The organism is Streptomyces sp. NPDC006487 (assembly GCF_042870555.1).
Classification (GTDB): Bacteria; Actinomycetota; Actinomycetes; order Streptomycetales; family Streptomycetaceae; genus Streptomyces.
The window spans coordinates 375,694-397,848 of the sequence record NZ_JBIAHN010000005.1; the positions used below are offsets into that span (position 1 = coordinate 375,694).

Annotated in this window: 17 protein-coding genes and 3 riboswitches; of the genes, 9 read left to right on the forward strand and 8 right to left on the reverse strand. The window is 71.8% G+C overall.

The genetic code is table 11. The features are described 5' to 3' along the window. Positions 1 to 53 precede the first annotated feature (53 nt). On the reverse strand, positions 54 to 401 hold the full coding sequence (locus ACFYM0_RS11030) for a hypothetical protein (RefSeq protein WP_388499214.1): 348 nt from the start codon (positions 399 to 401) through the stop codon (positions 54 to 56). Positions 402 to 1,064: 663 nt separating this feature from the next. On the opposite strand from ACFYM0_RS11030, the gene ACFYM0_RS11035 reads away from it, so the two are divergent. Both ACFYM0_RS11035 and ACFYM0_RS11040 read left to right on the forward strand, forming a co-directional pair. After that, positions 1,065 to 3,125: an RICIN domain-containing protein gene (locus ACFYM0_RS11035; protein WP_388499216.1), complete on the forward strand. Its 2,061-nt coding sequence runs from the start codon at positions 1,065 to 1,067 to the stop codon at positions 3,123 to 3,125. Positions 3,126 to 3,219: 94 nt separating this feature from the next. Further along, positions 3,220 to 3,819, forward strand: coding sequence for a hypothetical protein (locus tag ACFYM0_RS11040; protein WP_388499218.1), 600 nt, complete (start codon positions 3,220 to 3,222; stop codon positions 3,817 to 3,819). Between the two features lie 106 nt (positions 3,820 to 3,925). On the opposite strand, the gene ACFYM0_RS11045 is transcribed toward ACFYM0_RS11040, so the two are convergent. Further along, positions 3,926 to 4,291 carry a hypothetical protein gene (locus ACFYM0_RS11045; protein ID WP_388499220.1) on the reverse strand — a complete coding sequence of 122 codons (366 nt, stop codon included), beginning with the start codon at positions 4,289 to 4,291 and terminating at the stop codon, positions 3,926 to 3,928. A 101-nt stretch (positions 4,292 to 4,392) separates the two neighbouring features. Next, complete coding sequence (gene metE / locus ACFYM0_RS11050; RefSeq protein WP_388499222.1) at positions 4,393 to 6,717, reverse strand: 5-methyltetrahydropteroyltriglutamate--homocysteine S-methyltransferase; 2,325 nt, start codon at positions 6,715 to 6,717, stop codon at positions 4,393 to 4,395. A 163-nt stretch (positions 6,718 to 6,880) separates the two neighbouring features. Continuing rightward, positions 6,881 to 7,104: riboswitch (cobalamin riboswitch) on the reverse strand. Between the two features lie 146 nt (positions 7,105 to 7,250). Beyond that, positions 7,251 to 7,400: riboswitch (cobalamin riboswitch) on the forward strand. Between the two features lie 140 nt (positions 7,401 to 7,540). On the opposite strand from metE, the gene ACFYM0_RS11055 reads away from it, so the two are divergent. Next, complete coding sequence (locus ACFYM0_RS11055) at positions 7,541 to 8,029, forward strand: DUF4430 domain-containing protein (protein ID WP_388499225.1); 489 nt, start codon at positions 7,541 to 7,543, stop codon at positions 8,027 to 8,029. A gap of 132 nt (positions 8,030 to 8,161) precedes the next feature. Here ACFYM0_RS11055 and ACFYM0_RS11060 read toward each other — a convergent pair whose 3' ends face one another. From ACFYM0_RS11060 to aceA, 3 genes are all read right to left on the reverse strand, one after another. Then, positions 8,162 to 9,046 (reverse strand): 3-hydroxybutyryl-CoA dehydrogenase, encoded by an 885-nt coding sequence (locus ACFYM0_RS11060; RefSeq protein ID WP_388499227.1) that lies wholly within the window; start codon positions 9,044 to 9,046, stop codon positions 8,162 to 8,164. Further along, entirely contained in the window at positions 9,043 to 10,647 is a 1,605-nt protein-coding gene (gene aceB, locus ACFYM0_RS11065; protein ID WP_388499230.1) for a malate synthase A, read from the reverse strand. The genes ACFYM0_RS11060 and aceB overlap by 4 nt, the downstream gene beginning before the upstream one ends. A 112-nt stretch (positions 10,648 to 10,759) precedes the next feature. Further along, entirely contained in the window at positions 10,760 to 12,046 is a 1,287-nt protein-coding gene (aceA, locus tag ACFYM0_RS11070) for an isocitrate lyase (RefSeq protein ID WP_388499233.1), read from the reverse strand. Between the two features lie 380 nt (positions 12,047 to 12,426). Between aceA and ACFYM0_RS11075 the strand changes: the two genes are divergently transcribed. Then, positions 12,427 to 13,842, forward strand: a complete 1,416-nt coding sequence (locus tag ACFYM0_RS11075; protein WP_388499235.1) for a short-chain fatty acyl-CoA regulator family protein — start codon at positions 12,427 to 12,429, stop codon at positions 13,840 to 13,842. A 15-nt stretch (positions 13,843 to 13,857) separates the two neighbouring features. On the opposite strand, the gene ACFYM0_RS11080 is transcribed toward ACFYM0_RS11075, so the two are convergent. Beyond that, positions 13,858 to 14,772: a cobalamin-binding protein gene (locus ACFYM0_RS11080; protein WP_388499238.1), complete on the reverse strand. Its 915-nt coding sequence runs from the start codon at positions 14,770 to 14,772 to the stop codon at positions 13,858 to 13,860. 53 nt (positions 14,773 to 14,825) lie between these two features. Next, positions 14,826 to 15,004, forward strand: a riboswitch (cobalamin riboswitch). A gap of 187 nt (positions 15,005 to 15,191) precedes the next feature. On the opposite strand from ACFYM0_RS11080, the gene ACFYM0_RS11085 reads away from it, so the two are divergent. From ACFYM0_RS11085 to ACFYM0_RS11105, 5 genes are read left to right on the forward strand one after another with little or no spacing between them, the layout of a single operon-like run. After that, entirely contained in the window at positions 15,192 to 16,691 is a 1,500-nt protein-coding gene (locus tag ACFYM0_RS11085; protein WP_388499240.1) for a CoA-acylating methylmalonate-semialdehyde dehydrogenase, read from the forward strand. Further along, the gene (locus tag ACFYM0_RS11090; RefSeq protein WP_388499243.1) at positions 16,688 to 17,839 is read left to right on the forward strand and encodes an acyl-CoA dehydrogenase family protein; all 1,152 of its coding nucleotides are present in this window, start codon (positions 16,688 to 16,690) and stop codon (positions 17,837 to 17,839) included. Before ACFYM0_RS11085 ends, ACFYM0_RS11090 begins: the two co-directional genes overlap by 4 nt. After that, complete coding sequence (locus ACFYM0_RS11095) at positions 17,836 to 18,921, forward strand: enoyl-CoA hydratase/isomerase family protein (RefSeq protein ID WP_388499244.1); 1,086 nt, start codon at positions 17,836 to 17,838, stop codon at positions 18,919 to 18,921. The genes ACFYM0_RS11090 and ACFYM0_RS11095 overlap by 4 nt, the downstream gene beginning before the upstream one ends. Then, complete coding sequence (gene mmsB / locus ACFYM0_RS11100) at positions 18,918 to 19,820, forward strand: 3-hydroxyisobutyrate dehydrogenase (RefSeq protein WP_388499247.1); 903 nt, start codon at positions 18,918 to 18,920, stop codon at positions 19,818 to 19,820. Before ACFYM0_RS11095 ends, mmsB begins: the two co-directional genes overlap by 4 nt. After that, complete coding sequence (locus ACFYM0_RS11105) at positions 19,817 to 20,602, forward strand: enoyl-CoA hydratase (protein ID WP_388499250.1); 786 nt, start codon at positions 19,817 to 19,819, stop codon at positions 20,600 to 20,602. Before mmsB ends, ACFYM0_RS11105 begins: the two co-directional genes overlap by 4 nt. 63 nt (positions 20,603 to 20,665) lie before the next feature. Here the strand turns inward: ACFYM0_RS11105 and ACFYM0_RS11110 are convergent, their stop codons facing one another. Beyond that, entirely contained in the window at positions 20,666 to 22,078 is a 1,413-nt protein-coding gene (locus ACFYM0_RS11110) for a hypothetical protein (RefSeq protein WP_388499252.1), read from the reverse strand. Positions 22,079 to 22,155: the final 77 nt, after the last annotated feature.

Sequence of the window (22,155 nt, forward strand, 5' to 3'; positions counted from 1 at the left end):
CGATCGCGGCTCGCCGGGCAGGGGGCAGGGGGCAGGGGGCAGGCAGGTCCGGGTCAGTGCCGGGCGGTGCCCGCCAGGGGCGCCGTGTCGAGTCGACGGCGTCGCGGACTCCCCATCCGGCCCTCCCCCGGCCCTCTCCCCCGGTGGCCTTGGAGGTTGAGCCGGTCGCCCCGTCGCAGCGCGCCCGGTCGGCCGCCGACCGTCGGGGCCTTCCGGCCGAGCAGGCGCCCTTCCTCCGCCACGGCGGTGGCGGAGCTCCCCGCCCCGGCGACGGGGCCGGGCACCCCGGGGAGGCTGCCCGCCGCGACGGCGGTCTGCCCGGCACCGACCTCGACGACACGGTCCGCCCGGTCGATCCGCAGGGTCCGCGGGCCGGCGAACCACGCCCCGCCCTCGCACACGGCGCCCCGGTCTCTCGGCTCCCGCGGGCGCACCGCTCTCAGCTCGGCCCGTCGGCGCGCCGGCCCCCGGCTTCACCCCAGCGCAGGAACCGGCTCAGGCACTCACCGCCGTTCTGCGGCTCGGCCTCCTCATCGGCCTCCGCCACCACGGCCGCCCTCCTTCTGCGCCGCTACGGCCACGCCCTGAACGCCCGGCCGGCTCCCTCACACAGGCGGCTTCGTCCACTGCAACCGCTCTCCCCTGCCCAGTCTCGCCCGCCACGCGCATCGGCCGCCGGGCTGCCGTGGGCCCGGACGTTCCGTCAGCGGGCCGTGGAGCGCGCCTCCGTGCTCCACCGATGCCACCGGGCAGCGCCTTCCTCACGGGTCGTGACCAAGGGAATTCGACAGGTAGCAATTAGGTGAATCCTTGACTGAATTCCCGTCAATAGGAGTCCACTTGTTATCTCGATTAGATAACGACTGCCCTCGATAAGGCCTGGACCAATACCGCGTGACGCGCGTAACCCCCTTTGTTTTATTGCATCTTGAGTGTTCATCAGATTTGACGGACAGGTAACGGAACGATTTCTCGAACCGCGCCCCTCTTTGTCCGAATTCTCCGCCGCATTCGTCTGGCAGGCTTCCGCGCACCCACTCATCCGACGTTCACTTGAGGTGCCCATGACAGAAGGACGCAGACGGCGTGAACACCGCCGCAAGCCGCGGCGGTTGATGCTCCTCACCGCCGCCACGGCTTCGGCGGCGGTGATCGCCGCCGGCATCGCCTACTCCGGACTGGGCGACGGCGCCCAGGCCGTGTCCGTAAAAGCCGGTACGGAAGCCGCCGCACCGGCCGCCGCGCCCGCCCGGGACCAGGAGCCCGAACCCCTCGCGGCCGCGCCCGCCAACGAGACCGCGCGCGGCATGGTCTACGACGGTCTCGCCCCCGCCCCGAAGGGCGACCGGTGTGCCGGCGTCTACCGGACCGGCGCGGGTCTGTGTACCCACGGCCCCGACGCCCCGCCCAAGGGCGTTGACATAACGAAGGACATCGCGCCCTCCGTCAAGGCATCGGCACCGGCGGCCGACCCGGCCCGCCCCGCCGCCGACGACCCGGCGGTCGGCGAAGGCGGCGGGCGTCCTCAGGACGCTCCCGCGGCCGACGCCGACCGCGCGGCCGACAAGTCCGCCGCGCCCGCGCCCTCCGCCGCCGGCCAGTCCGTCGCCGCCGTGGCCGCCGGCCCCGCGGGCCAGACCGTCCAGTGCGACGGAGACGGCAGCACGGGCAACCGCGTCCAGGTCGTGTACGTCCACGGCCCCGGCCGTAACCGATACGCCGAGTACGTGGCCTCGTTCCGCAAATGGGCGGCCGACGCCGACCTCATCTACTCCGCCAGCGCCCAGGAGACCGGAGGCGTCCGGCACATCCGCTACGTGACGGCCGCCGACTGCACCCCGACCGTGCTCAACATCGAGCTCCCGGACTCCGCGCTCGCGGAGTTCAGCGCGACCAACGCCGCCCTCGCCGGCAAGGGGCTCGACCGCCGCGACCGCAAGTACATGATCTTCGCGGACACCCAGGTCTACTGCGGCATAGGCACCTTCAACGGCGACGAGCGGCCCGGCCAGGCCAACCTCAGCAACTTCGGTCCCTCCTACGGGCGTACGGACTCCGGCTGCTGGGGCGGCCACACCGCGGCGCACGAACTCGGCCACAACCTGGGCGCGGTCAACAACAGCGCCCCGAACACCAGCCGCGGCGCGCACTGCACCGACGAGTTCGACGTCATGTGCTACTCGGACACCCCGTACTACCCGCAGATGCGCAACATCTGCACCAACCAGGCCGCCGAGAACATCCTGGACTGCAACCACGACGACTACTTCCACACCAGCCCCAGGGCCGGCAGTTTCCTGGCCACGCACTGGAACATCGCCGACAACCAGTTCCTGATGAAGAACAAGGGCGGCGGCACCGACCCCGGTCCGAACCCGAGCCCGAGCCCCTCGCCGACCAAGAAGCCGACGCCCAGCCCGACCAAGAAGCCCACGGGCGGACCGGCCGTGACGGTCGGCCAGATCCAGTCGGACTCCGCGGTCGTGAGCTGGCCCAAGGTGGAGGGAGCGGCCTGGTACCAGGTCCTGCTGAACGGCAAGCACCTGGGCTGGGTCCAGTCCCCGGTGCTGCGCGTCTACAACCTCCGGCCCGGCACCTCCTACACGGTCGCCGTCTCCGTCCGCGACAATGCCGGCCGGGACAGCGGAGCCGGCAAGGCCGCGTCCTTCCGTACGAAGGCCACGGGCGGCGGCGCGACCACCCCCGGGACCCGGTACCTGCTCGGGAACGGCAGCACCGGCATGGCCGCCGAGGTGTGGGGCGGGCGCAGCGCCGACGGCACCGTGCTCGTCGGGGCACGCTCCAACGGGTACGCGCAGCAGCAGTGGTACTTCGACGACGCGGGCAGCGGACTGGTCCGCATCCGCTCCGCGGTCTCCGGCAAGTGCCTGCAGCCGGGCGGCACTCCCGCCGCGGGCATGTGGGTCGCGCAGCAGCCCTGCGGCCGCGCCGGTGCACAGAACTGGAAGCTGACCACCCGCGGTGGCGCGGTGAGCGTCACCGACCCGAGCGGCGGCTTCGCGCTGACCGTGAGCAGCCGCCCCTACTACGGGAACTGGTTGCTCGACCTCCAGCGCGCGAACGGCCGGGCCCCGCAGGCCTGGACCGTGCAGAAGGTCGGCTGACCCCGACAGCCCCCTGGAGTCCCCTCTGGCGGACGGCCGCGTCGCGCGGCCGTCCGCCGGCCCCTCACCCCACCCGGAGCACGCCATGATGCGCATGCGAGTCGCTTTCCAGGCCGTCCTGACCGCCGTCGGCCTGATCCTGCTGTCCCCGGCCGTGGCGCACGCCCACGGCGACACCGTGAAGGTGGTGGTCACGGGGCAGCGGGAAGGCCACGTCACCGCGGACGTCACCTGGGAGAACGACGGCGACGCCGTCGAAGAGGCGGTCGCCGCCACCGTGAACGCGGTCAGCGCCGACGGGGCCCGCACCCTGGGTCCCTGGCGGCTGGTGCGCGATCCCGCCGCGAAGCCGGCCGGCTGGACCACGGCCGAGGCCCTGCCGCCCGGTACGTGGAAGGTCAGTGTGGACGTGGGCTTCCCCGCCCTCGGCCACGGCGAACTCGAAGTCGGCGTACCGGTGGTGGACCCGGCCCCGGCCTCCGGCACCCCGGGTCCCCGCCCCACCGCCCCGTCGTCCACGCCGACCGGGACGCAGGCGCAGACCCCGACGCCGACATCTGCGGCGGCCTCCGAGGCGCCGGCGGAACCCGGCACGGGTCCCGCCGTCTGGTGGACGACGGCGGGAGTCGCGGCAACGGCCCTGACCGGGGCGGCCGTCGGCATCCTCCTGCGCCGCAGACGGGCGCGCGGCTAGACCGTACGACGGCGGGTGGCAACAAAGGGCCGACTGCACCGGCTCCGGGGTCCGGCCTGCGTCCCACAGGATGCGGGCCGGGCCTTCGGGGGTCATGAGCGTGGGATCAGCAGGACCCGTTGTCGGTCCAGACTCCCTCCGGGCCGCTGGTGGAGGGGTCCTCGTTCAGGCTCCACCACCTGTTCGTGTAGGTCCGGCCCTTCCAGGAGACCTGGAAGCCCTTGGCCGGGTAGATGGTGTCGGCCTTCCAGCTCGGCGCGGTGCAGGTGCCCGGCGTCGAGGACGGAGAGGACGACGGCGAGCCGGACGGGCTCCCGCTCGGGGACGGGGAGGACGACGGCGAGCCGGAGGGGCTCCCGGTCGGGGACGGTGACGGAGTGCTGCCGGCCGTCGTGCCGCGGGTCAGGTCGCCACCGACCAGCTCGCCCAGCTCTCGGGCGTCGCCGAAGCCCCTCGGGCCTACTGGTTCCACAGGTCCCGACTCCCTTGGCACTAGGAGGCGTTCGGAGCCGTCTCTGATGCGCGCTCCCGGACCGACGGCCTCGATGGCCGTCGGCCGGGGAGCGGGCGGTGTCAGGAGGTATGGGCGGACAGGTCCGCGCGGACCTCGCGGGCGGCGGCGACGAGGTTCTCCAGGGAGGCGCGGGTTTCGGTCCAACCGCGGGTCTTCAGACCGCAGTCGGGGTTGACCCAGAGCCGCTCGGCCGGGATGGCTGCCAGGCCCCGGCGGAGCAGGGACGCCGCTTCGCGTGTGGAGGGGATGCGCGGCGAATGGATGTCCCAGATGCCGGGGCCCGCCTCGCGCGGGTAGTCGTGGGCGGCGAGTTCGCGCGCGACCTGCATGTGGGAGCGGGCGGCCTCCAGGCTGATGACGTCGGCGTCGAGGTCGTCGATGGCCCGGACGATGTCGCCGAACTCCGCGTAGCACATGTGGGTGTGGATCTGCGTGTCCGGCCGGACCCCTGAGACGGTGAGCCGGAAGGACTCGGTGGCCCAGGCCAGGTAGTCCGCATGGTCGTCGCTGCGCAGCGGGAGCGTCTCGCGCAGGGCCGGTTCGTCGACCTGGATCACCGAAGTGCCCGCCGCTTCGAGGTCGTTGACCTCGTCGCGCAGGGCCAGGGCCACCTGACGGGCGGTATTGCCGAGGGGCTGGTCGTCGCGTACGAAGGACCAGGCGAGCATGGTGACCGGCCCGGTCAGCATCCCCTTGACCGGCTTGGAGGTCAGGGACTGGGCGTACGAGGTCCAGCGGACGGTCATCGGCTCGGGGCGGGAGATGTCACCGGCGAGGATCGGCGGGCGCACGTAGCGGGTGCCGTACGACTGGACCCAGCCGTGCCGCGTCGCGAGGTAGCCGGTCAGCTGCTCCGCGAAGTACTGGACCATGTCGTTGCGCTCGGGTTCGCCGTGTACCAGGACGTCGATGCCGGTCTTCTCCTGGAAGGAGATCACCTCGCCGATCTCCTCTTTGATCCGCTGCTCGTAGCCGGCCACGTCGATCCTGCCGGCCCGCAGGTCGGCGCGGGCGACCCGCAGTTCGTCGGTCTGCGGGAAGGACCCGATCGTGGTGGTCGGCAGCAGCGGCAGGCCCAGGTGCGCCCGCTGGGCGGCGGCGCGCTCCGGGTAGGGCTGGGCACGGCGGCCGTCCGTGCCGGTGATCGCGGCGGTGCGGGTGCGGACGGCCGGGTCGTGGGTGAGCGCGGAGCCGGCTCGGGAGGCCAGGTCGGCCCGGTTGGCGGCGAGTTCGGGTGCGATGGAGTCCGTGCCCTGGGCCAGCCCTCGGGCCAGGACGGAGATCTCGGCGGCCTTCTGGCGGGCGAAGGCGAGCCAGCGGCGGACCTGCGGGTCGATGTCCCGCTCGGCAGCGACGTCGATCGGGACGTGCAGCAGGGAGCAGGAGGCGGCGACGTCCACCCGGTCGGCGAGGCCGAGGAGCGTACCCAGCGTGGTGAGCGACTTCTGGTAGTCGTTGATCCAGATGTTGCGGCCGTTGACGACGCCGGCCACCAGGCGCTTGCCGGGCAGGCCTCCGACCGCCCCGAGGTCCTTCAGATTGGCGCTGCCGGCCTCCGTGAAGTCGAGGGCCAGGCCTTCGACCGGAGAAGCGGCGAGGACCTGGAGGGCTTCGCCGAGCCGGCCGAAGTACGAGGCGACGAGCAGCTTGGACCGGTCGGTCAGGGCGCCGAGGTCGCGGTAGGCCCGAGCCACGGCGTTCAGGTCCGCCGGGGTCCGGTCCTGTACCAGGGCCGGCTCGTCGAGTTGGACCCACTCGGCCCCGGCGGCCTTGAGGGCGGCGAGGACCTCGGCGTAGACGGGGAGGATCCGGTCCAGGAGGGTCAGCGGCTGGAAGTCGGCCGCCACGCCCGGGGCGGGCTTGGCCAGCAGGAGATAGGTGATCGGGCCGACGAGCACGGGGCGGGCGTCGAGGCCGAGTGCGAGGGCTTCCTTCACTTCGGCGACCTGCTGGGAAGGGTCCGCGGTGAAGACGGTGTCCGGGCCGAGTTCCGGGACCAGGTAGTGGTAGTTGGTGTCGAACCACTTGGTCATCTCCAGCGGGGCCACGTCCTGCGTACCGCGAGCCATCGCGAAGTACCCGCCGAACGGGTCGGTGGCGACGGCCTCCCGGTGCCGCTCGGGGACGGCGCCGAGCATGACGCTGGTGTCCAGTACGTGGTCGTAGTACGAGAAGTCACCGGTGGGTACCTCGTGGACGCCGGCCTCCGCCAGCTGCCGCCAGTTCGTGCGGCGCAGTTCGGCCGCGGTCGCCCGGAGGGCGTCAGCGGTGACGCGGCCCTTCCAGAAGCCCTCGATGGCCTTCTTCAGTTCACGGTTCTGCCCCTGACGGGGGTAGCCGTACACGGTGGCTCGTGCGGCCGCGGCTGCGGGCTTCGCTGTCACGGAACTCTCCTTCGCGAGATGTGTCCAGGAACGCCCCGGCAACGGGACGCGGACGCGAAGGAACGCCACGACGAACGGCTCGCGCAGCGGAAGGACCGCTCGTGCCGCTCGATGTGTACGCCGACCCGCCCACGAGGTCACCGGGATCTCCGCACACGGAATCGTCCGCGTACGGGCAACGGGCAGGTCTTCGGACTCGCGGGCACGCGGACCACGAAGGCCCGCACCTACTGGCCGTCGCTTCCCAGGACCGGTTCCGGTCCCAGTGCGTATGACGGCGGTCGTTCCCACTCACCGCTGCGGGGCAGTCCCGGATTCTCACCGGGTTCCCTCTTACGACGCATCCCGCCTGGCGGACGGGAGCGAACCAGCTGCGAGGCCCACACTAGGCTGCCGCACCCGAGGACGAACCCTGTTGTCCAGGTGTCGGACAGTGGGATGAGACACGCCGGTCCTGGCCGGACGTGAAACCGGGGACGGCGAGTCGAGCGGTCACGCCGGAAAGCCGCCCCTGGTCACCACGTTGTTACGACCGTACGATTCGTGTGCCCGGTCGGACCGGGTGACAACTGAATCGCCGTGTGGCCAGGGGGAAGCCGGTGTGAATCCGGCGCTGACCTGCAACCGTGTGGAGCGCCTGCGCGCCCCGAGTCGGATAGCCCGCCGTGCGGCTCGTACCGCCTCCCACTGTCACGGACTGCAGCGCGGAGCCTTGAGTCGCCGACTCGCCACAGCCTGCTCCCGCCGCATCGGGGACCGGCGCTGCCGGGCGATGCCGCAGCGGAAGGGCCCGGCTGCGCCCGCCCTGCCCGAAAGGCAACCCATGCGCCCGAACCTCGTCCGTCGCGCCCTCGTCACGACGGCCGCCCTGGGACTCGCGCTCGCCACAGCGCCCGCCGCCGCCCACGCCAAGCCGGCACCGAACACGAACGCCCCGGTCAAGGTCGGCCTCACGGTGCAGGGCCCCAACGGCCTTCTGTTCAAGGGGAAGATAAGGACCAAGGGGCACGACGTCACCACCGTCACCGGCGGGACGCACAAGTGCGACGGCACGAACGGCGCCGCCAACCCGAGCGCCGTGCCCACGCCGACGGCCGCCCTGGACGACGCCGCGAAGAAGAAGCACTTCAGCTGGGACGGCACTTGGTACGCCTCGTTCGACGACTTCTCCGTCGACACGATCAAGAACGTCAGCGGTGGCGGCGTCGCCTACTGGAGCATCTCCGTCAACGGCACCCCGACCCCGGTCGGCGGCTGCCAGTTCAAGCTGAAGGCAGGCGACCAGGTCGCCTACACCTGGACCTCCTTCTAGCGGGTACGACAGCCCTGCGGTCGCGCTGCCCGTCTTGGCGCGCGGTGGGGGTGCGGCGACACCACTCGCCACACCCCCACCGCCTCTGGGCGCCTCCGGCGCACCCTCATGGCCGGAGGTCTGCCGGGCCCCTCAGACCCGGCCGTACGTGTGGAACCCGCGGCCGCTCTTGCGTCCCAGCAGCCCCGCCTGCACCATCCGCCGGAGCAACGGGGGCGGGGCGTACAGCGGTTCCTTGAATTCCTCGTACAGCGACTCCGCGATCGCCGTGACCGTATCCAGGCCGATCAGGTCCGCCAGCTTCAGCGGACCCATCGGGTGGGCGCAGCCCATCTCCATGGCCGCGTCCACGTCCGCCGCGCCGGCGAAGCCCGATTCGGCCATGCGGACGGCCGAGAGGAGGTAGGGGATGAGCAGGGCGTTGACGACGAAGCCGGCCCGGTCCCGGGAGCGGACCGTGGTCTTGCCCAGCGTGTCGCGGGCGAACGCCTCGACGGAGGCGAGCGTGTCCGGCGACGTGTGGAGGGAGGAGACGACTTCGACGAGCGGCAGGACGGGCACGGGGTTGAAGAAGTGCAGGCCCACCACCCGGTCGGCCCGGCCGGTCGCCATGCCCAGCCGCATGATCGGGATGGCGGAGGTGTTCGTGGCGAGGATCGCCCCGGGGTCCTCGACGATCTTGTCGAGGGCAGCGAAGACCCGGGTCTTCGCTTCGGGGTTCTCGGTGACGGCCTCGATGACGAGTTGCCGGTCGGCGAGGTCCTCCAGGTCCCCGGTGAACAGCAGACGGGCCAGGGCGTCCTCGGCGGAGCTCCGGTGCAGCTTCCCGCGCCGGACGGCTTGCTCCAGGGAGACGGCGACGCGCTCGCGGGCGGCGCGGGCAGCGGCCGCGTCCGCCTCGGCGACCACGGTGTCCAGTTCGGCGCGGGCGCACACTTCGGCGATTCCGGCTCCCATCCGACCGCCGCCGACCACGCCGACGCGCAGGATCCGGTCCGGCCGGACGGGGGCGTTCACGCGGTCACCTGCGCGGCGGGGGAGGTGCGGCGGACGAGATGGCGGGTGTAGGCCTCCGGGGTGAAGAAGGCGGGGAGCTGCATCGGCAGGGCGGTGTCCACGAAGATCTCCCGTGCTTCGAGGACGCGTGCCTGTGGATCCTCCGCCTCCAGGGCCGCGCATTCGGCGTCCAGGAGATCGACGACCGTTCCCCGGCCGACCCGGTCGTGGCGGAGCCACTGCCAGATCTGGACGCGGGCGATCTCGGCGGTGGCGGCGTCCTCCATCAGCCCGTTCAGGGCCACGGCCCCGCTGCCGCGCAGCCAGGCGTCGAAGTAACGCAGGGCCACCGCCACGTTGGAGCGGACGCCTTCCGAGGTCGGCGGAGCCGCGATCCGGCGGATGGACAGCAGGTCGGCGGCGGCGACGCCGACGTCCTCACGCGTTCGGTCCAGCTGGTGGGGCCGGTCCCCCAGGACGTTGCCGAAGACCTCGCGGCAGACGGGGACCAGCCCGGGGTGGGCGACCCAGGAGCCGTCGAAGCCGTCCTCGGCCTCCCGCTCCTTGTCGAGGCGGACCTTTGCGAGAGCCGCGGAGTCGGCTTCGGTGTCCTTGCTCGGGACATGGGCTGCCATGCCACCGATGGCGTGTGCTCCCCGCCGGTGGCAGGTCCGGACGAGCAGGTCCGTGTAGGCGCGCATGAAGGGGGCCGTCATGGTGACGGCGGCCCGGTCGGGGAGCTGGAAGTCGGTGCGGTGGCCGAAGGTCTTGATGAGGCTGAAGAGGTAGTCCCAGCGCCCCGCGTTCAGTCCCGCGCTGTGTTCGCGCAGTTCGTAGAGGATCTCCTCCATCTCGAAGGCGGCCGTGATCGTCTCGATCAGGACGGTGGCCCGGACGGTGCCGCGCGGGATGCCGAGCAGGTCCTGCGCGAGGACGAAGACGTCGTTCCACAGCCTTGCCTCGTACGCGTTCTCCAGCTTGGGGAGATAGAAGTACGGGCCGTGGCCGGCGTCGATCTGCCGCTGTGCGCAGTGGAAGAAGTACAGGCCGAAGTCGACGAGCGACGCGGGCACGGGACGGCCGTCGATCTCCAGGTGTTCCTCGGTGAGGTGCCAGCCGCGCGGGCGGACCATGATCGTGGCGAGGTTCTCGCCGAGGCGGTACTCCTTGCCGTCGGCCGTGGTGAAGTCGATGCGCCGCTCGATGGCGTCGAGCAGGTTCAGCTGGCCGCCTATGACGTTCTCCCAGGTGGGCGCGGTGGCGTCCTCGAAGTCCGCCATCCACACCCGGGCGCCGGAGTTCAGGGCGTTGACCGTCATGCGGCGGTCGGGCGGCCCGGTGATCTCCACCCGGCGGTCGTTGAGCCCGGGGCCCGGAGGTGCGACCTGCCAGGTCGGGTCGTCTCGGACGGCTCGCGTGGCAAGCGGGAAGACGAGCTGCTTGCCGTCGGCGAGGTGGGCGGAGCGGCGGCGGCGCTCCTTGAGGATGCCCAGGCGGCGGTCGGCGAAGGCCGCGTCGAGCCGGCCGATGAAGTCCAGGGCCGGGGGCGTCAGGATGTCCCCGTGGCGCTCACCCGGCACACCGAGGACCTGGACACTGCTGATCAGGGACTTGAGTGACATGCGGATCTTCTCCTCGACGTGGGGCGGTCGGCGCCCGGGGCGGGGAGGAGCCCCGGGCGCCGTCGGACGGCAAGTGGCAGGACGCGGGCCGGACGGAGGCGCGGGTGGAGTTCTAGTGGAACTGCTCTTCCTCGGTGGAGCCGGCCAGCGCGGTGGTGGAGGAGGCGGGGTTGACGGCGGTGGAGACGAGGTCGAAGTAGCCGGTGCCGACCTCGCGCTGGTGCTTGACCGCGGTGAATCCCTGCGCCTGTGCGGCGAACTCCCGCTCCTGCAGGTCCACGTAGGCGGTCATGCCGTGCTCGGCGTAGCCGCGGGCCAGGTCGAACATGCCGTGGTTGAGGGAGTGGAAGCCGGCCAGGGTGATGAACTGGAAGCGGTACCCCATCGCGCCGAGCTCGCGCTGGAACTTGGCGATCTGGTCGTCGTCCAGGGCGGCCTTCCAATTGAAGGACGGCGAGCAGTTGTAGGCCAGCATCTGGTCCGGGTACCGCGCGTGGATCGCCTCGGCGAACTCGCGGGCCTGGGCGAGGTCCGGGGTGCCGGTCTCCACCCAGATGAGGTCTGCGTACGGAGCGTAGGCGAGGCCGCGGGCGATCACCGGGGCCATGCCGTTCCGCACCCGGTGGAAGCCTTCAGCGGTGCGCTCGCCCGTCACGAACCGGGCGTCGCGCTCGTCGACGTCGCTGGTGATGAGGTTCGCCGCCAGGGCGTCCGTGCGGGCGATGATCAGGGTCGGTGTGTCGGCGATGTCGGCGGCGAGGCGCGCCGCGTTGAGGGTGCGGACGTGCTGCGAGGTGGGGACGAGGACCTTGCCGCCGAGGTGGCCGCACTTCTTCTCCGAGGCGAGCTGGTCCTCGTAGTGGATGCCCGCGGCGCCGGCCGCGATCATCGCCTTGGTCAGCTCGAAGGCGTTCAGCGGTCCGCCGAAGCCGGCCTCGGCGTCCGCGACGATCGGCGCCAGCCAGTCCGTACGGTCGTGGCCGCCCTCGGCGGTGGCGATCTGATCGGCGCGCAGCAGCGCGTTGTTGATCCGGCGGACCACCTGGGGAACGGAGTTGACCGGGTACAGGCTCTGGTCCGGGTAAGTGTGCCCGGCCTGGTTGGCGTCGGCGGCCACCTGCCAGCCGGACAGATAGATCGCCTGCAGCCCCGCCCGCACCTGCTGGACCGCCTGGCCGCCGGTCAGGGCGCCCAGCGCGTGGACGTAATCCTGCTCGTGGAGCTGCCGCCACAGGCGCTCCGCACCTCGCCGGGCCAGGGTGTGCTCCTCGCGGACGCTGCCGGACAGCCGGACCACGTCCTCGGCGGTGTACGTCCGCTCGATGCCCGCCCAGCGCGGGTCATCCGCCCAGCGCTGCTTCAGCTGCTCGGCCGCCGCCGTCGTGTTCGCCTCTGCCATGACCGTCACCGTTTCCATCCGTCGCTTGTTCTGCCAATGCGCCGAGCAGAAGCCCTGGCGCTGGCACTCTGTGCCTGAGTGAGAGTTGCGGCCGCCGGACCCGCCCGTGGGGGCGGGGCTGGGAAATGCTGCCGATCTGCCGGAACCGGGCTGGCCGAATCGCCGAAGTCAGGGCATGAGTCGGGGATCCAGGGTCCGTCCGGACCACCGGTCCCGGCTGGCCGCAGGACCGACTCTGGCATTGGCACTGGGTGTCATCAAGGTGGTGCGGCTGCCAAGGTTTGCGAATCTTCGAGGCCGAGTTTGCCAAGTTTGCGAAGCCTCGGGGCAGGCGAAGTCCCCCTATGCTGACGAAGCCCGTCCGACGGTGGAGGAGTCCGGTGAGCAAGACGTACGCGGGGGCGCGCCTGCGCAGGCTGCGCGAGGAGCGCCGCATGACCCAGGCGGACCTGGCCAGGGTCCTCGGCATTTCACCCAGCTACCTCAACCAGATGGAGCACGACTCGCGCCCGCTCACCGTGCCGGTGCTGCTGCGGCTCACCGAGGCCTTCGGAGTGGATCCCGGCTTCTTCTCCGAGCGTGACACCAGCCGCATGGTGGCCGACCTGCGCGAGGCCCTCGCCCAGCAGGTGGCCGACGCCCGCGTGTCCGCCTCGGATCTGGCGGAGCTGGCCACCCGGATGCCAGCCGTGGCCTCGGTGCTGCTGGACCTGGGCCGACGCGGCCAGCTGCTGGCGGAGCGGCTCGCCGACGCCGCCGACGGCCGCGATTCGCCGGCGGAGGCTCCGCGTTCGCCCCACGAGGAGATCCGTGAGTTCTTCTACCGGCGGCAGAACTACCTCCACGACACCGACCTCGCCGCCGAGGAGCTGGCCCGCGAGATCGGCATCCGCCCCGGGGACGTCATCCGCGCGCTGACCCTCCGGCTCGCCGACCGCCACGGGATACGCATGTGCGCGGACTCCGACCGGCTGCACCACTACGACACCGCCGCCCGGGTGCTCCACCTGTCGAACCGGCTCCGCCCGGGACAGCAGGCCTTCCGGATGGCCACCCAACTCGCCCTGGTCGAGTACGGGGACGAACTCGACCGGCTGGCCACCGAGGACTTCACGCCCGGTTCCCCCACGCACGCCCTGGCGCGGATCGGCATCGCGAACTACTTCGCTGCCGCCCTGATCCTCCCGTACGGCGCCTTCCACCGCGCCGCGGAGGCCTACCGCTACGACATCGAGCGGCTCACGGACCACTTCGGGATCGGGTACGAAACGGTCTGCCACCGCCTCAGCACCCTGCAACGCCCGAGGCTGCGCGGCGTCCCCTTCTCCTTCGTCCGGGTCGACCGGGCAGGGAACATGTCCAAGCGGCAGTCCGCCACCGGGTTCCACTTCTCCCGCGCGGGCGGTACCTGCCCGCTGTGGAACGTGTACGAGGCCTTCGCCGCGCCCGGCCGCATCCACGTCCAGGTCGCCGCCATGCCCGACGGACAGCGCTACCTGTGGACGGCCCGCGCCGTCACCCGGCACCGGGGCGGCTGGGGCGAGCCCGGCAAGACCTTCGCCATCGGGCTCGGCTGCGAGATCCGGCACGCCTCACGGCTCGTGTACGCGGATGGGCTGGACCTCGGCAACAGGTCGGCCGCGACTCCCATCGGCATGGGCTGCCGCCTGTGCGAACGCCTCGACTGCCCGCAGCGGGCCGTCCCGCCCCTGGGACGGGCCCTGGCCGTCGACGAGAACAGCAGCACCTTCGTCCCGTACCCCGTCGAGGGCGTTCCCGCCCCCGCCCGCGGCTGACCCGGGCCCGGCCGCTCACTGCATCCGGCGGGCCTCGGCCGCGGTGACGGGTTCACCCGCCCGCACTCCGTGCAGGACATGGGCGAGCACCTCGGCTCCGCGTACGACTCTCGGTCCGGGGCGGTTGAAGTAGGCGGGCCCGTCCAGCACCCAGACCTCACCGGCCCGCACGGCCGGGAGTTCCTGCCAGCCGGGGAGGGATGTCAGCAAGTCCCTCTCGGTGAGCGTGCGTTCGGGCGGGAAGCCGCAGGGCAGGACCAGCACCACGTCCGGGCGGGCCGCGCGGACGGCGTCCCAGGTCATCGGTTTGGTGTGCTCCCCCGGTACGGCGAGCAGCGGTTCGCCCCCGGCATGCGCGATCTGTTCGGGCACCCAGTGCCCGGCGGGCCACAGCGGGTCGAGCCACTCGATGGCCACGACCCGGGGCCTGGCCCGCCCTTCCGTCAGCCACCGCACCTCGTCGAGCCGGCCGCGCAGCTCGGTCCGCCTGCGCTCCGCCCGCCCTCGTACGCCCAGTAGCTCCCCCACGGTGACCAGGCAGTCGAGTACGCCATCGAGGGTGCGCGGCTCCAGGCTCAGCACGCGGGCACCACCGTCGAGCACGCGCACCGCGCGCGAGACCCCTCCATAGGAAACGGCGCAGACGTCGCACAGGTCCTGGGTGAGGACGAGGTCCGGCACGAGAGCGGCGAGCGCTGCCGTGTCCAGGGTGTAGAGCGAGGAACCGGAGTGGGCGGCGCCACCCACGGCCTCGGAGATCTCCCGGCTGCCGAGGTCCTCGGCGGCGAACTCGGCCCGGGTGACCACGGGTACCGAAGCGACCGCCTCGGGCGGCCAGTCGCACTCATGGGTACGTCCGACCAGGTCGGCGGCGAGTCCGAGTTCCGCCACGATGTCGGTGGCCGCCGGGAGCAGGGAGACGATGCGCATGCACCGACTGTAGGCGCGCGGGCGACGGTCTGGACTTACTAGGACGTCCAACTATATGTTCGTGCCCATAAGGTCCGCGGTGCAGGGAAGCCGGTGAGAAACCGGCACGGTCCCGCCACTGTGACCGGGGAGTGTGCTGCCATCCACACGCCACTGACGAGGTCTGTCGGGAAGGCGGGCGGCACGCGGGGATCCGGGAGTCAGGATACCGGCCGCGGATGTTCCGTGTTGTCCACGAGGATGGAGCAGACACGCATGGCACCGGTTTGTACCCACGACCCTGGTGATCCGGCGGAGCACGCGCACACCATTTCGGCGCGCTCGTAGTCCCACGACGTTCCTCGCGGCGCACCCTCACCGGGTCCGTCCGCGGCCCCGTCGTGCCATCCCCGGATCCAACCTGACGAGAGCAGGCATCCATGGTCCGCGAGCTCACCCATTTCATCGGCGGAAAGCACACCACCGGGACATCCGGCCTCTTCGCCGACGTGCACGACCCCAACACCGGTACGGTGCAGGCCCGCGTCCCGCTCGCCGGGCGCGCCGACACCGAGGCCGCCATCGCCAACGCCCGGGAGGCTCAGCAGGATTGGGCACAGTGGAACCCGCAACGCCGGGCCCGTGTCCTGCTGCGCTTCCTGCAGCTGGTGGAGGACGAGCGGGATTCCATCGCCCGGCTGCTGTCCGCAGAACACGGCAAGACCGTCGCCGACGCCCACGGTGATCTGCAACGCGGCCTGGAGGTGGTCGAGTTCGCCGCCGGGATCCCGCACCTGCTCAAGGGAGAGTTCACCGACAACGCGAGCACGGGCATCGACGTGCACTCGCTGCGCTCGCCCCTGGGCGTCGCCGCCGGGATCACCCCCTTCAACTTCCCCGCCATGATCCCCCTCTGGCAGGCCGCCCCCGCCCTGGCCTGCGGAAACTCCTTCATCCTGAAGCCCTCCGAGCGCGACCCGTCCGTACCGCTGCGGCTGGCCGAACTCTTCCTGGAGGCAGGCCTGCCGGCCGGCGTGCTCAATGTCGTCAACGGCGGCAAGGAAGCCGTCGACACCCTCCTCGAAGACCCTCGCGTCCAGGCCCTCGGCTTCGTCGGATCGACCCCGATCGCCGCGTACGTCTATGCCACCGCCGCCGCTCACGGCAAGCGCGCCCAGTGCTTCGGCGGGGCCAAGAACCACATGGTCGTGATGCCCGACGCCGACCTCGACCAGGCCGTCGACGCGCTGGTCGGTGCCGGTTACGGCTCGGCCGGGGAGCGCTGCATGGCCGTCTCCGTCGCCGTGCCCGTCGGCGAGGAGACTGCCGATGCACTGGTCTCGAAGTTGAAGGAGCGCATGGCCACGCTGCGCGTCGGCCGCTCCGACGACCCCGGGGCCGACTTCGGGCCCCTGGTCAGCCGCGACGCGCTGGACCGGGTGGACCGCTACGTCGGCATCGGAGCAACCGAGGGTGCCGAACTCCTCGTCGACGGGCGCGGGTTCACCCTGCCCGGGCACGAGAACGGCTACTTCGCCGGTCCCAGCCTCTTCGACCGCGTCACCCCGGGGATGCGGATCTACCGCGAGGAGATCTTCGGCCCGGTGCTGAGCGTCGTACGGGCCGCCGACTACGAGGAGGCGCTGCGCCTGCCCACGGAGCACCCGTACGGCAACGGCGTCGCGATCTTCACCCGGGACGGCGACACCGCCCGCGACTTCACCCGCCGGGTGGGCGTCGGCATGGTCGGCGTCAACGTGCCCATCCCCATCCCCGTCGCCTACCACACCTTCGGCGGCTGGAAGCGGTCCGGCTTCGGCGACCTGAACCAGCACGGTCCCGACTCCATCCGCTTCTACACCCGCACCAAGACCGTCACCTCGCGCTGGCCCTCCGGGGCCAAGGAGGGCGCGAACTTCACCATTCCGACGACGGGATGAGCACAGTGGCCACCCTGACCGAGGACCAGCTCGCCCTCGCCGAGGTCACCCTCGACTTCGCCCAGGAGCAGCTCGCTCCCCACGCCGTCCTGTGGGACCGGACCAAGCACTTCCCCGTCGACGTCCTGCGCAGGGCCGCCGGGCTGGGGCTCGGCGGGGTCTACGTCCGTGAGGAGTACGGCGGTTCGGGGCTCTGCCGGAGTGACGGGGTCCTCGTCTTCGAGACCCTCGCCACCGGCTGCCCGTCCATCGCCGGGTACCTGTCCATCCACAACATGGTCGCCTGGATGGTCGACCGCTACGGGAGCCAGGTCCAGCGAGAGCGCTGGCTTCCCGGGCTCTGCTCGGCGGCCACCCTGGGCAGCTACTGCCTGACCGAGCCGGGCGCCGGCTCCGACGCCGCCGCCCTGCGCACCCGCGCCGAGCGGGACGGCGACCACTACGTCCTGACCGGCGTCAAGCAGTTCGTCTCCGGCGCCGGAGCCGCGGGCGTCTACGTGGTCATGGCGCGGACGGGCGGGGCCGGCCCGGGCGGCATCTCGGCCTTCGTCGTCGAACGCGAGGACCCCGGCGTCTCGTTCGGCCCCAACGAGGCGAAGATGGGCTGGAACGCGCAGCCCACACGCCAGGTCGTCCTGGACGGTGCGAGGATCCCCGCCGATCGCCGCCTCGGCGACGAGGGCGACGGCTTCCGCATCGCCATGAACGGCCTCAACGGCGGGCGCCTCGGCATCGCCGCCTGCTCCCTCGGCGGCGCGCAGAGTGCCCTGGACCGCAGCCTTTCCCACCTCGCGGACCGCGAGGCCTTCGGCGGCCGGCTCCTGGACGCGCAGGCGCTCCAGTTCCGGCTCGCCGACATGGCCACGGAACTCGCCGCCGCCCGCGCCCTGCTCCGGCAGGCCGCGGAGGCCCTGGACACGGGCGATCCGCTGGCCCCGCGGCTGTGCGCGATGGCCAAGCGGTTCGCCACCGACACCGGATACGCGGTCGCCGACCGCGCGCTCCAACTCCACGGCGGCTACGGCTACCTCAGCGAGTACGGCATCGAGAAGATCGTCCGCGACCTGCGCGTCCACCAGATCCTGGAAGGCACCAACGAGGTCATGCGCGTCATCGTCGCGCGCGGACTGACGGAGACCCTGCGATGAACCACTCATGCCCCGAAGAACACGACCACGTCCTCCTGCGTACCGAGGGCCACGCGGCTTACATCACGCTCAACCGTCCCAAGGCCCTCAACGCCCTCACTCATCCCATGGTCCTGAGCATCGACGAGGCCCTCACCGCCTGGGAGCACGACCCGGCCGTCGAGACGGTGGTCATCGAGGGCGCCGGCGAACGCGGCCTGTGCGCGGGCGGCGACATCCGTGCCATCCACGAGGACGCCCGCACCGGCGGCACGGCCTCCGCGGACTTCTGGCGCGACGAGTACCGCCTCAACGCCCGCATCGCCCACTACCCCAAGCCGTACGTGGCCCTCATGGACGGCATCGTCATGGGCGGCGGCGTCGGGATCTCCGCACACGGAACCGTCCGCCTCGTCACCGAACGCTCCCGCATCGCCATGCCCGAGACCGGCATCGGCTTCGTTCCCGACGTCGGCGGAACGTACCTCCTCGCCCTGGCCCCCGGCGAGCTGGGCACCCACTTGGCCCTGACGGGGACAGCGGTCGGCGCGCCGGACGCCCTGCTGTGCGGCCTCGCCGACCACTTCGTCCCTTCGGGGACCCTGCCGGCGCTGGCCGCGGACCTCGCGCGCGACTCCGTACACGAGGCGCTGGACCGGTACGTGCGGCCTGCACCCGACGGGGTACTCCACGGCCACCGGGAGTGGATCGACCACTGCTACGCCGCGGACACCGCCGAGGAGATCCTTGCGCGGCTGCTCGCCGCGGACGTACCGGCCGCGAAGGCCGCGGCGGACACCCTGCTGGCGAAGTCCCCCACCGCGGTCAAGGTCACCCTGGCCGCGCTACGCCGGGCCCGGCGGCTCGGCCCCCTGGAACGGGTGCTGGAACAGGAGTACCGCATCTCCCTCGCCGCCCTGTCCTCGCCCGACCTCGTCGAGGGCATCCGCGCCCAGGTCATCGTCAAGGACCGCGCCCCGCGCTGGTCCCCCGGCACGCTCGAAGCCGTCGGCCCGGCAGAGGTCGAACGGTTCTTCGCCCCGCTCGGCGACCGCGAACTGCGTCTGTCGCCGTCCGCCTCACCACAGGAGGTTGCCTGGTGACCAGTACCGTCGCATTCATCGGACTCGGCCACATGGGCGGCCCGATGGCCACCCACCTCGTCAAGGCCGGGCATCGCGTCCTCGGCTTCGACCTCGTACCGGGCCTGCTGGCGGCGGCTGCCGCCGCCGGTGTCGAACCCGCGGCCTCGGCGGCCGACGCCGCCACCCCCGCCGACGTGGTCATCACCATGCTCCCGGCCGGCCGCCACGTCCTGGCCCTGTACCGGGAAGAGGGACTGCTCGCCGCAGCACGGCCCGGCACCCTCTTCATCGACTGCTCCACCATCGACGTCGCCGACGCCCGCACCGCGCACGAGGCCGCCGTGGCCGCCGGTCACCGGGCACTGGACGCCCCGGTGTCCGGCGGCGTGGTGGGCGCCGAGGCCGGCACGCTCACCTTCATGGCGGGTGGCGGCGCGGTGGAATTCGCCGCGGCGCAGCCGCTCCTCGATGCCATGGGCCAAAAGGCCGTCCACTGCGGGACCGCGGGGGCCGGGCAGGCCGCGAAGATCTGCAACAACATGATCCTCGCCGTCTCGATGATCGGCGTCAGCGAGGCCTTCGTCCTCGCCGAGAGCCTCGGCCTGGACCACCAGGCCCTCTACGACGTCGCCTCCACCGCCTCCGGCCAGTGCTGGGCGCTCACCGTCAACTGCCCCGTTCCGGGGCCGGTTCCGACGAGTCCCGCCAACCGCGACTACCGACCGGGCTTCGCCGCACCCCTCATGGCCAAGGACCTCGGCCTGGCCGCCAACGCCCTGCGGGCCGGTGGTGTGAACGCGCCGCTGGGCCACAAGGCCGCCGAACTGTACGCCGCATTCGCCGAAGGAGAGGGCGCCGGAATGGACTTCTCCGCCATCGTCCGGACCCTGCGACCCCAGAACGGAACACCCGCATGACCGCCCGTACGACCTACGAGACCATCCTGCTCGAACGCAAGGGGCGGGTCGCCGTCATCACCCTCAACCGGCCGGAGGCCCTCAACGCCCTCAACCTGAAGGTCATGACCGAGGTCGTAGCGGCCGCGGAGGAGCTGGACCGGGACCCCGAGGTCGGCTGCCTCCTCCTCACCGGCTCCGCGAAGGCCTTCGCCGCGGGCGCCGACATCAAGGAGATGCGACCGCAGAGCTACATGGACATGTACCTCTCCGACTGGTTCGCCGCCTGGGACCGACTCGGCCAGGTCCGAACCCCCACGATCGCCGCCGTTTCCGGCTACGCGCTGGGCGGGGGCTGCGAGTTGGCGATGCTCTGCGACATCCTGCTCGCGGCGGACACCGCGAAGTTCGGGCAGCCCGAAATCAGACTCGGCGTCATCCCCGGTATCGGCGGCTCTCAGCGGCTCACCCGCGCCGTCGGCAAGGCCAAGGCGATGGAACTCTGCCTGACGGGCCGCACGATGGGTGCCGAGGAGGCCGAGCGCGCCGGGCTCGTCTCGCGGATCGTCCCGGCGGGCGAGCTGCTCGCCGAGGCCCTCTCCGTGGCCGAGGCCGTCGCCGGGATGTCGAAGCCGGTCGCGATGATGGCCAAGGAGGCCGTGAACCGCGCCTTCGAGACCACCCTCACCGAGGGCGTCCGGTTCGAACGCCGCTTGTTCCACGCGGTGTTCGCCACGGCGGATCAGAAGGAAGGCATGTCCGCATTCGTGGACAAGCGGCCGCCGCACTTCACCCACGGCTGAGCCCTCAGGCAGTCCGGAACGGCGGTGCGGGCCCCGGTGGTCCGGGGTCCGCACCCGCGAGGATCAGGCGCCCCAGCGCAGGGCGATGGTGTCGCCCACGTTGATCACCTTGCTGCGGGCGGCGCCGGCGAAAGCCGAGCCGTCGACGCTGACCTTCCAGGTGTTGGAGCCGCTGTTGGCCTTGCCGTTGATGCTGGTGATCGTGCCGGTTCCGGACGACGGAGCGACGCTCACGACACAGCCCGACGGGGTCGCACCGGTGCTCGCGGCGTTCAGGACGTCGCCGAGCGTGGTGGTCGTACCGGTCGGCGTGAAGGCCACCGAGCAGACCTTGAGGTTACCGGCGCCGTCGTCGACGGTCAGGGCCAGCTTGGTGGCGGCGCCGGCCGTGAAGGCGGACTGGGCGACCCACTGCGAGGCACCCGGGGTGACGGGCACCGGCGGGGTGGTGGTGAAGCCTCCGCCGGCAACGGCGCGCAGCGCGTCGATGGAGGCGTAGGCGGAGGGCGAGGTGTCGGCGGGCTTGTACTTGAAGCCGCCCGCCGGGTTGTACTGGTTGGCGATCAGGAAGTCGATCGGGGTCTTGCCGTTGGCGGTGAGGAAGTCCCCGGTCTGCGCGTTGATGCCACAGGCGTTCAGGCCCGCCACGCCCCAGCCGTTGGAGCTGGTGTTGACGCCGTACATGGAGTTGAAGGCGCCGGTGGTCGCGACCAGCTTGCCCTTGAGGAAGTTCTTGGCCTGCACGACGTCCGCGTCGGTGTTGGGCACGCCGGAGACGCAGAGGGCGGCCATCGCGGCGCCGGTCATGTCGACGTCGCTCGCGGAGTTGAGGACGGTGGAGTTGCCCTCGGCCTTGTTGAAGGTCCAGCCGCCGTCCACGTGCTGGTTGGCACGTATGCGGGTGACCATCGAGTCGGTGAGCGCCTGCGGGATGCGGTGGGCGCCGCCCTGGGTCTTGGCCCCGCGCAGCGAAAGGGCCGCGAAGACGGTGCCGTTGAAGTTTCCGGACGGGCCGAAGTAGCCGGCCTCGGCCGTCTGCCAGTAGGAGTAGACGTTCGCGACGAGGTTGCGCGAGGCGGAGACGCGCGCCGGGTCGATGCCTGCGGCGTACGCGTTCAGGGTGCCGCGCTCGTAGTCGGTGACCACGGGGGAAGCCTGCGGCCAGCCCGCCGTGGAGAGCAGGTTGCGGTAGACCGTACGGGCGTTCTTCGTCGTGTCGCCGCCGGGGGCGACATCGACGACGGCCGTACCGGCGGCGGCGAAGGCGCTGAACGCCCACTCGTTGGACAGCCCGGACCCGGCGTACGAACCGTCCGCCGCCTGGAGCGACTTCAGGTAGGCGACGCCGTTGGTCTTGGACGTGGCCATCTGCGCCGGGCTGGAGGTCGCGAAGGCGGGCAGCGTGGTGAGGGCGAAGGCGCCGAGCGCGGCGGGAACCGCGAGCGCGAGGCGGCGGGAGGTACGGGGACGGGACATGGCCTGCTCCTGGAATCGGCGAACGCCGGCCGCTTCCTGCCGCACGCCCGCACGTCACCGCACACGAGCACGGCCGG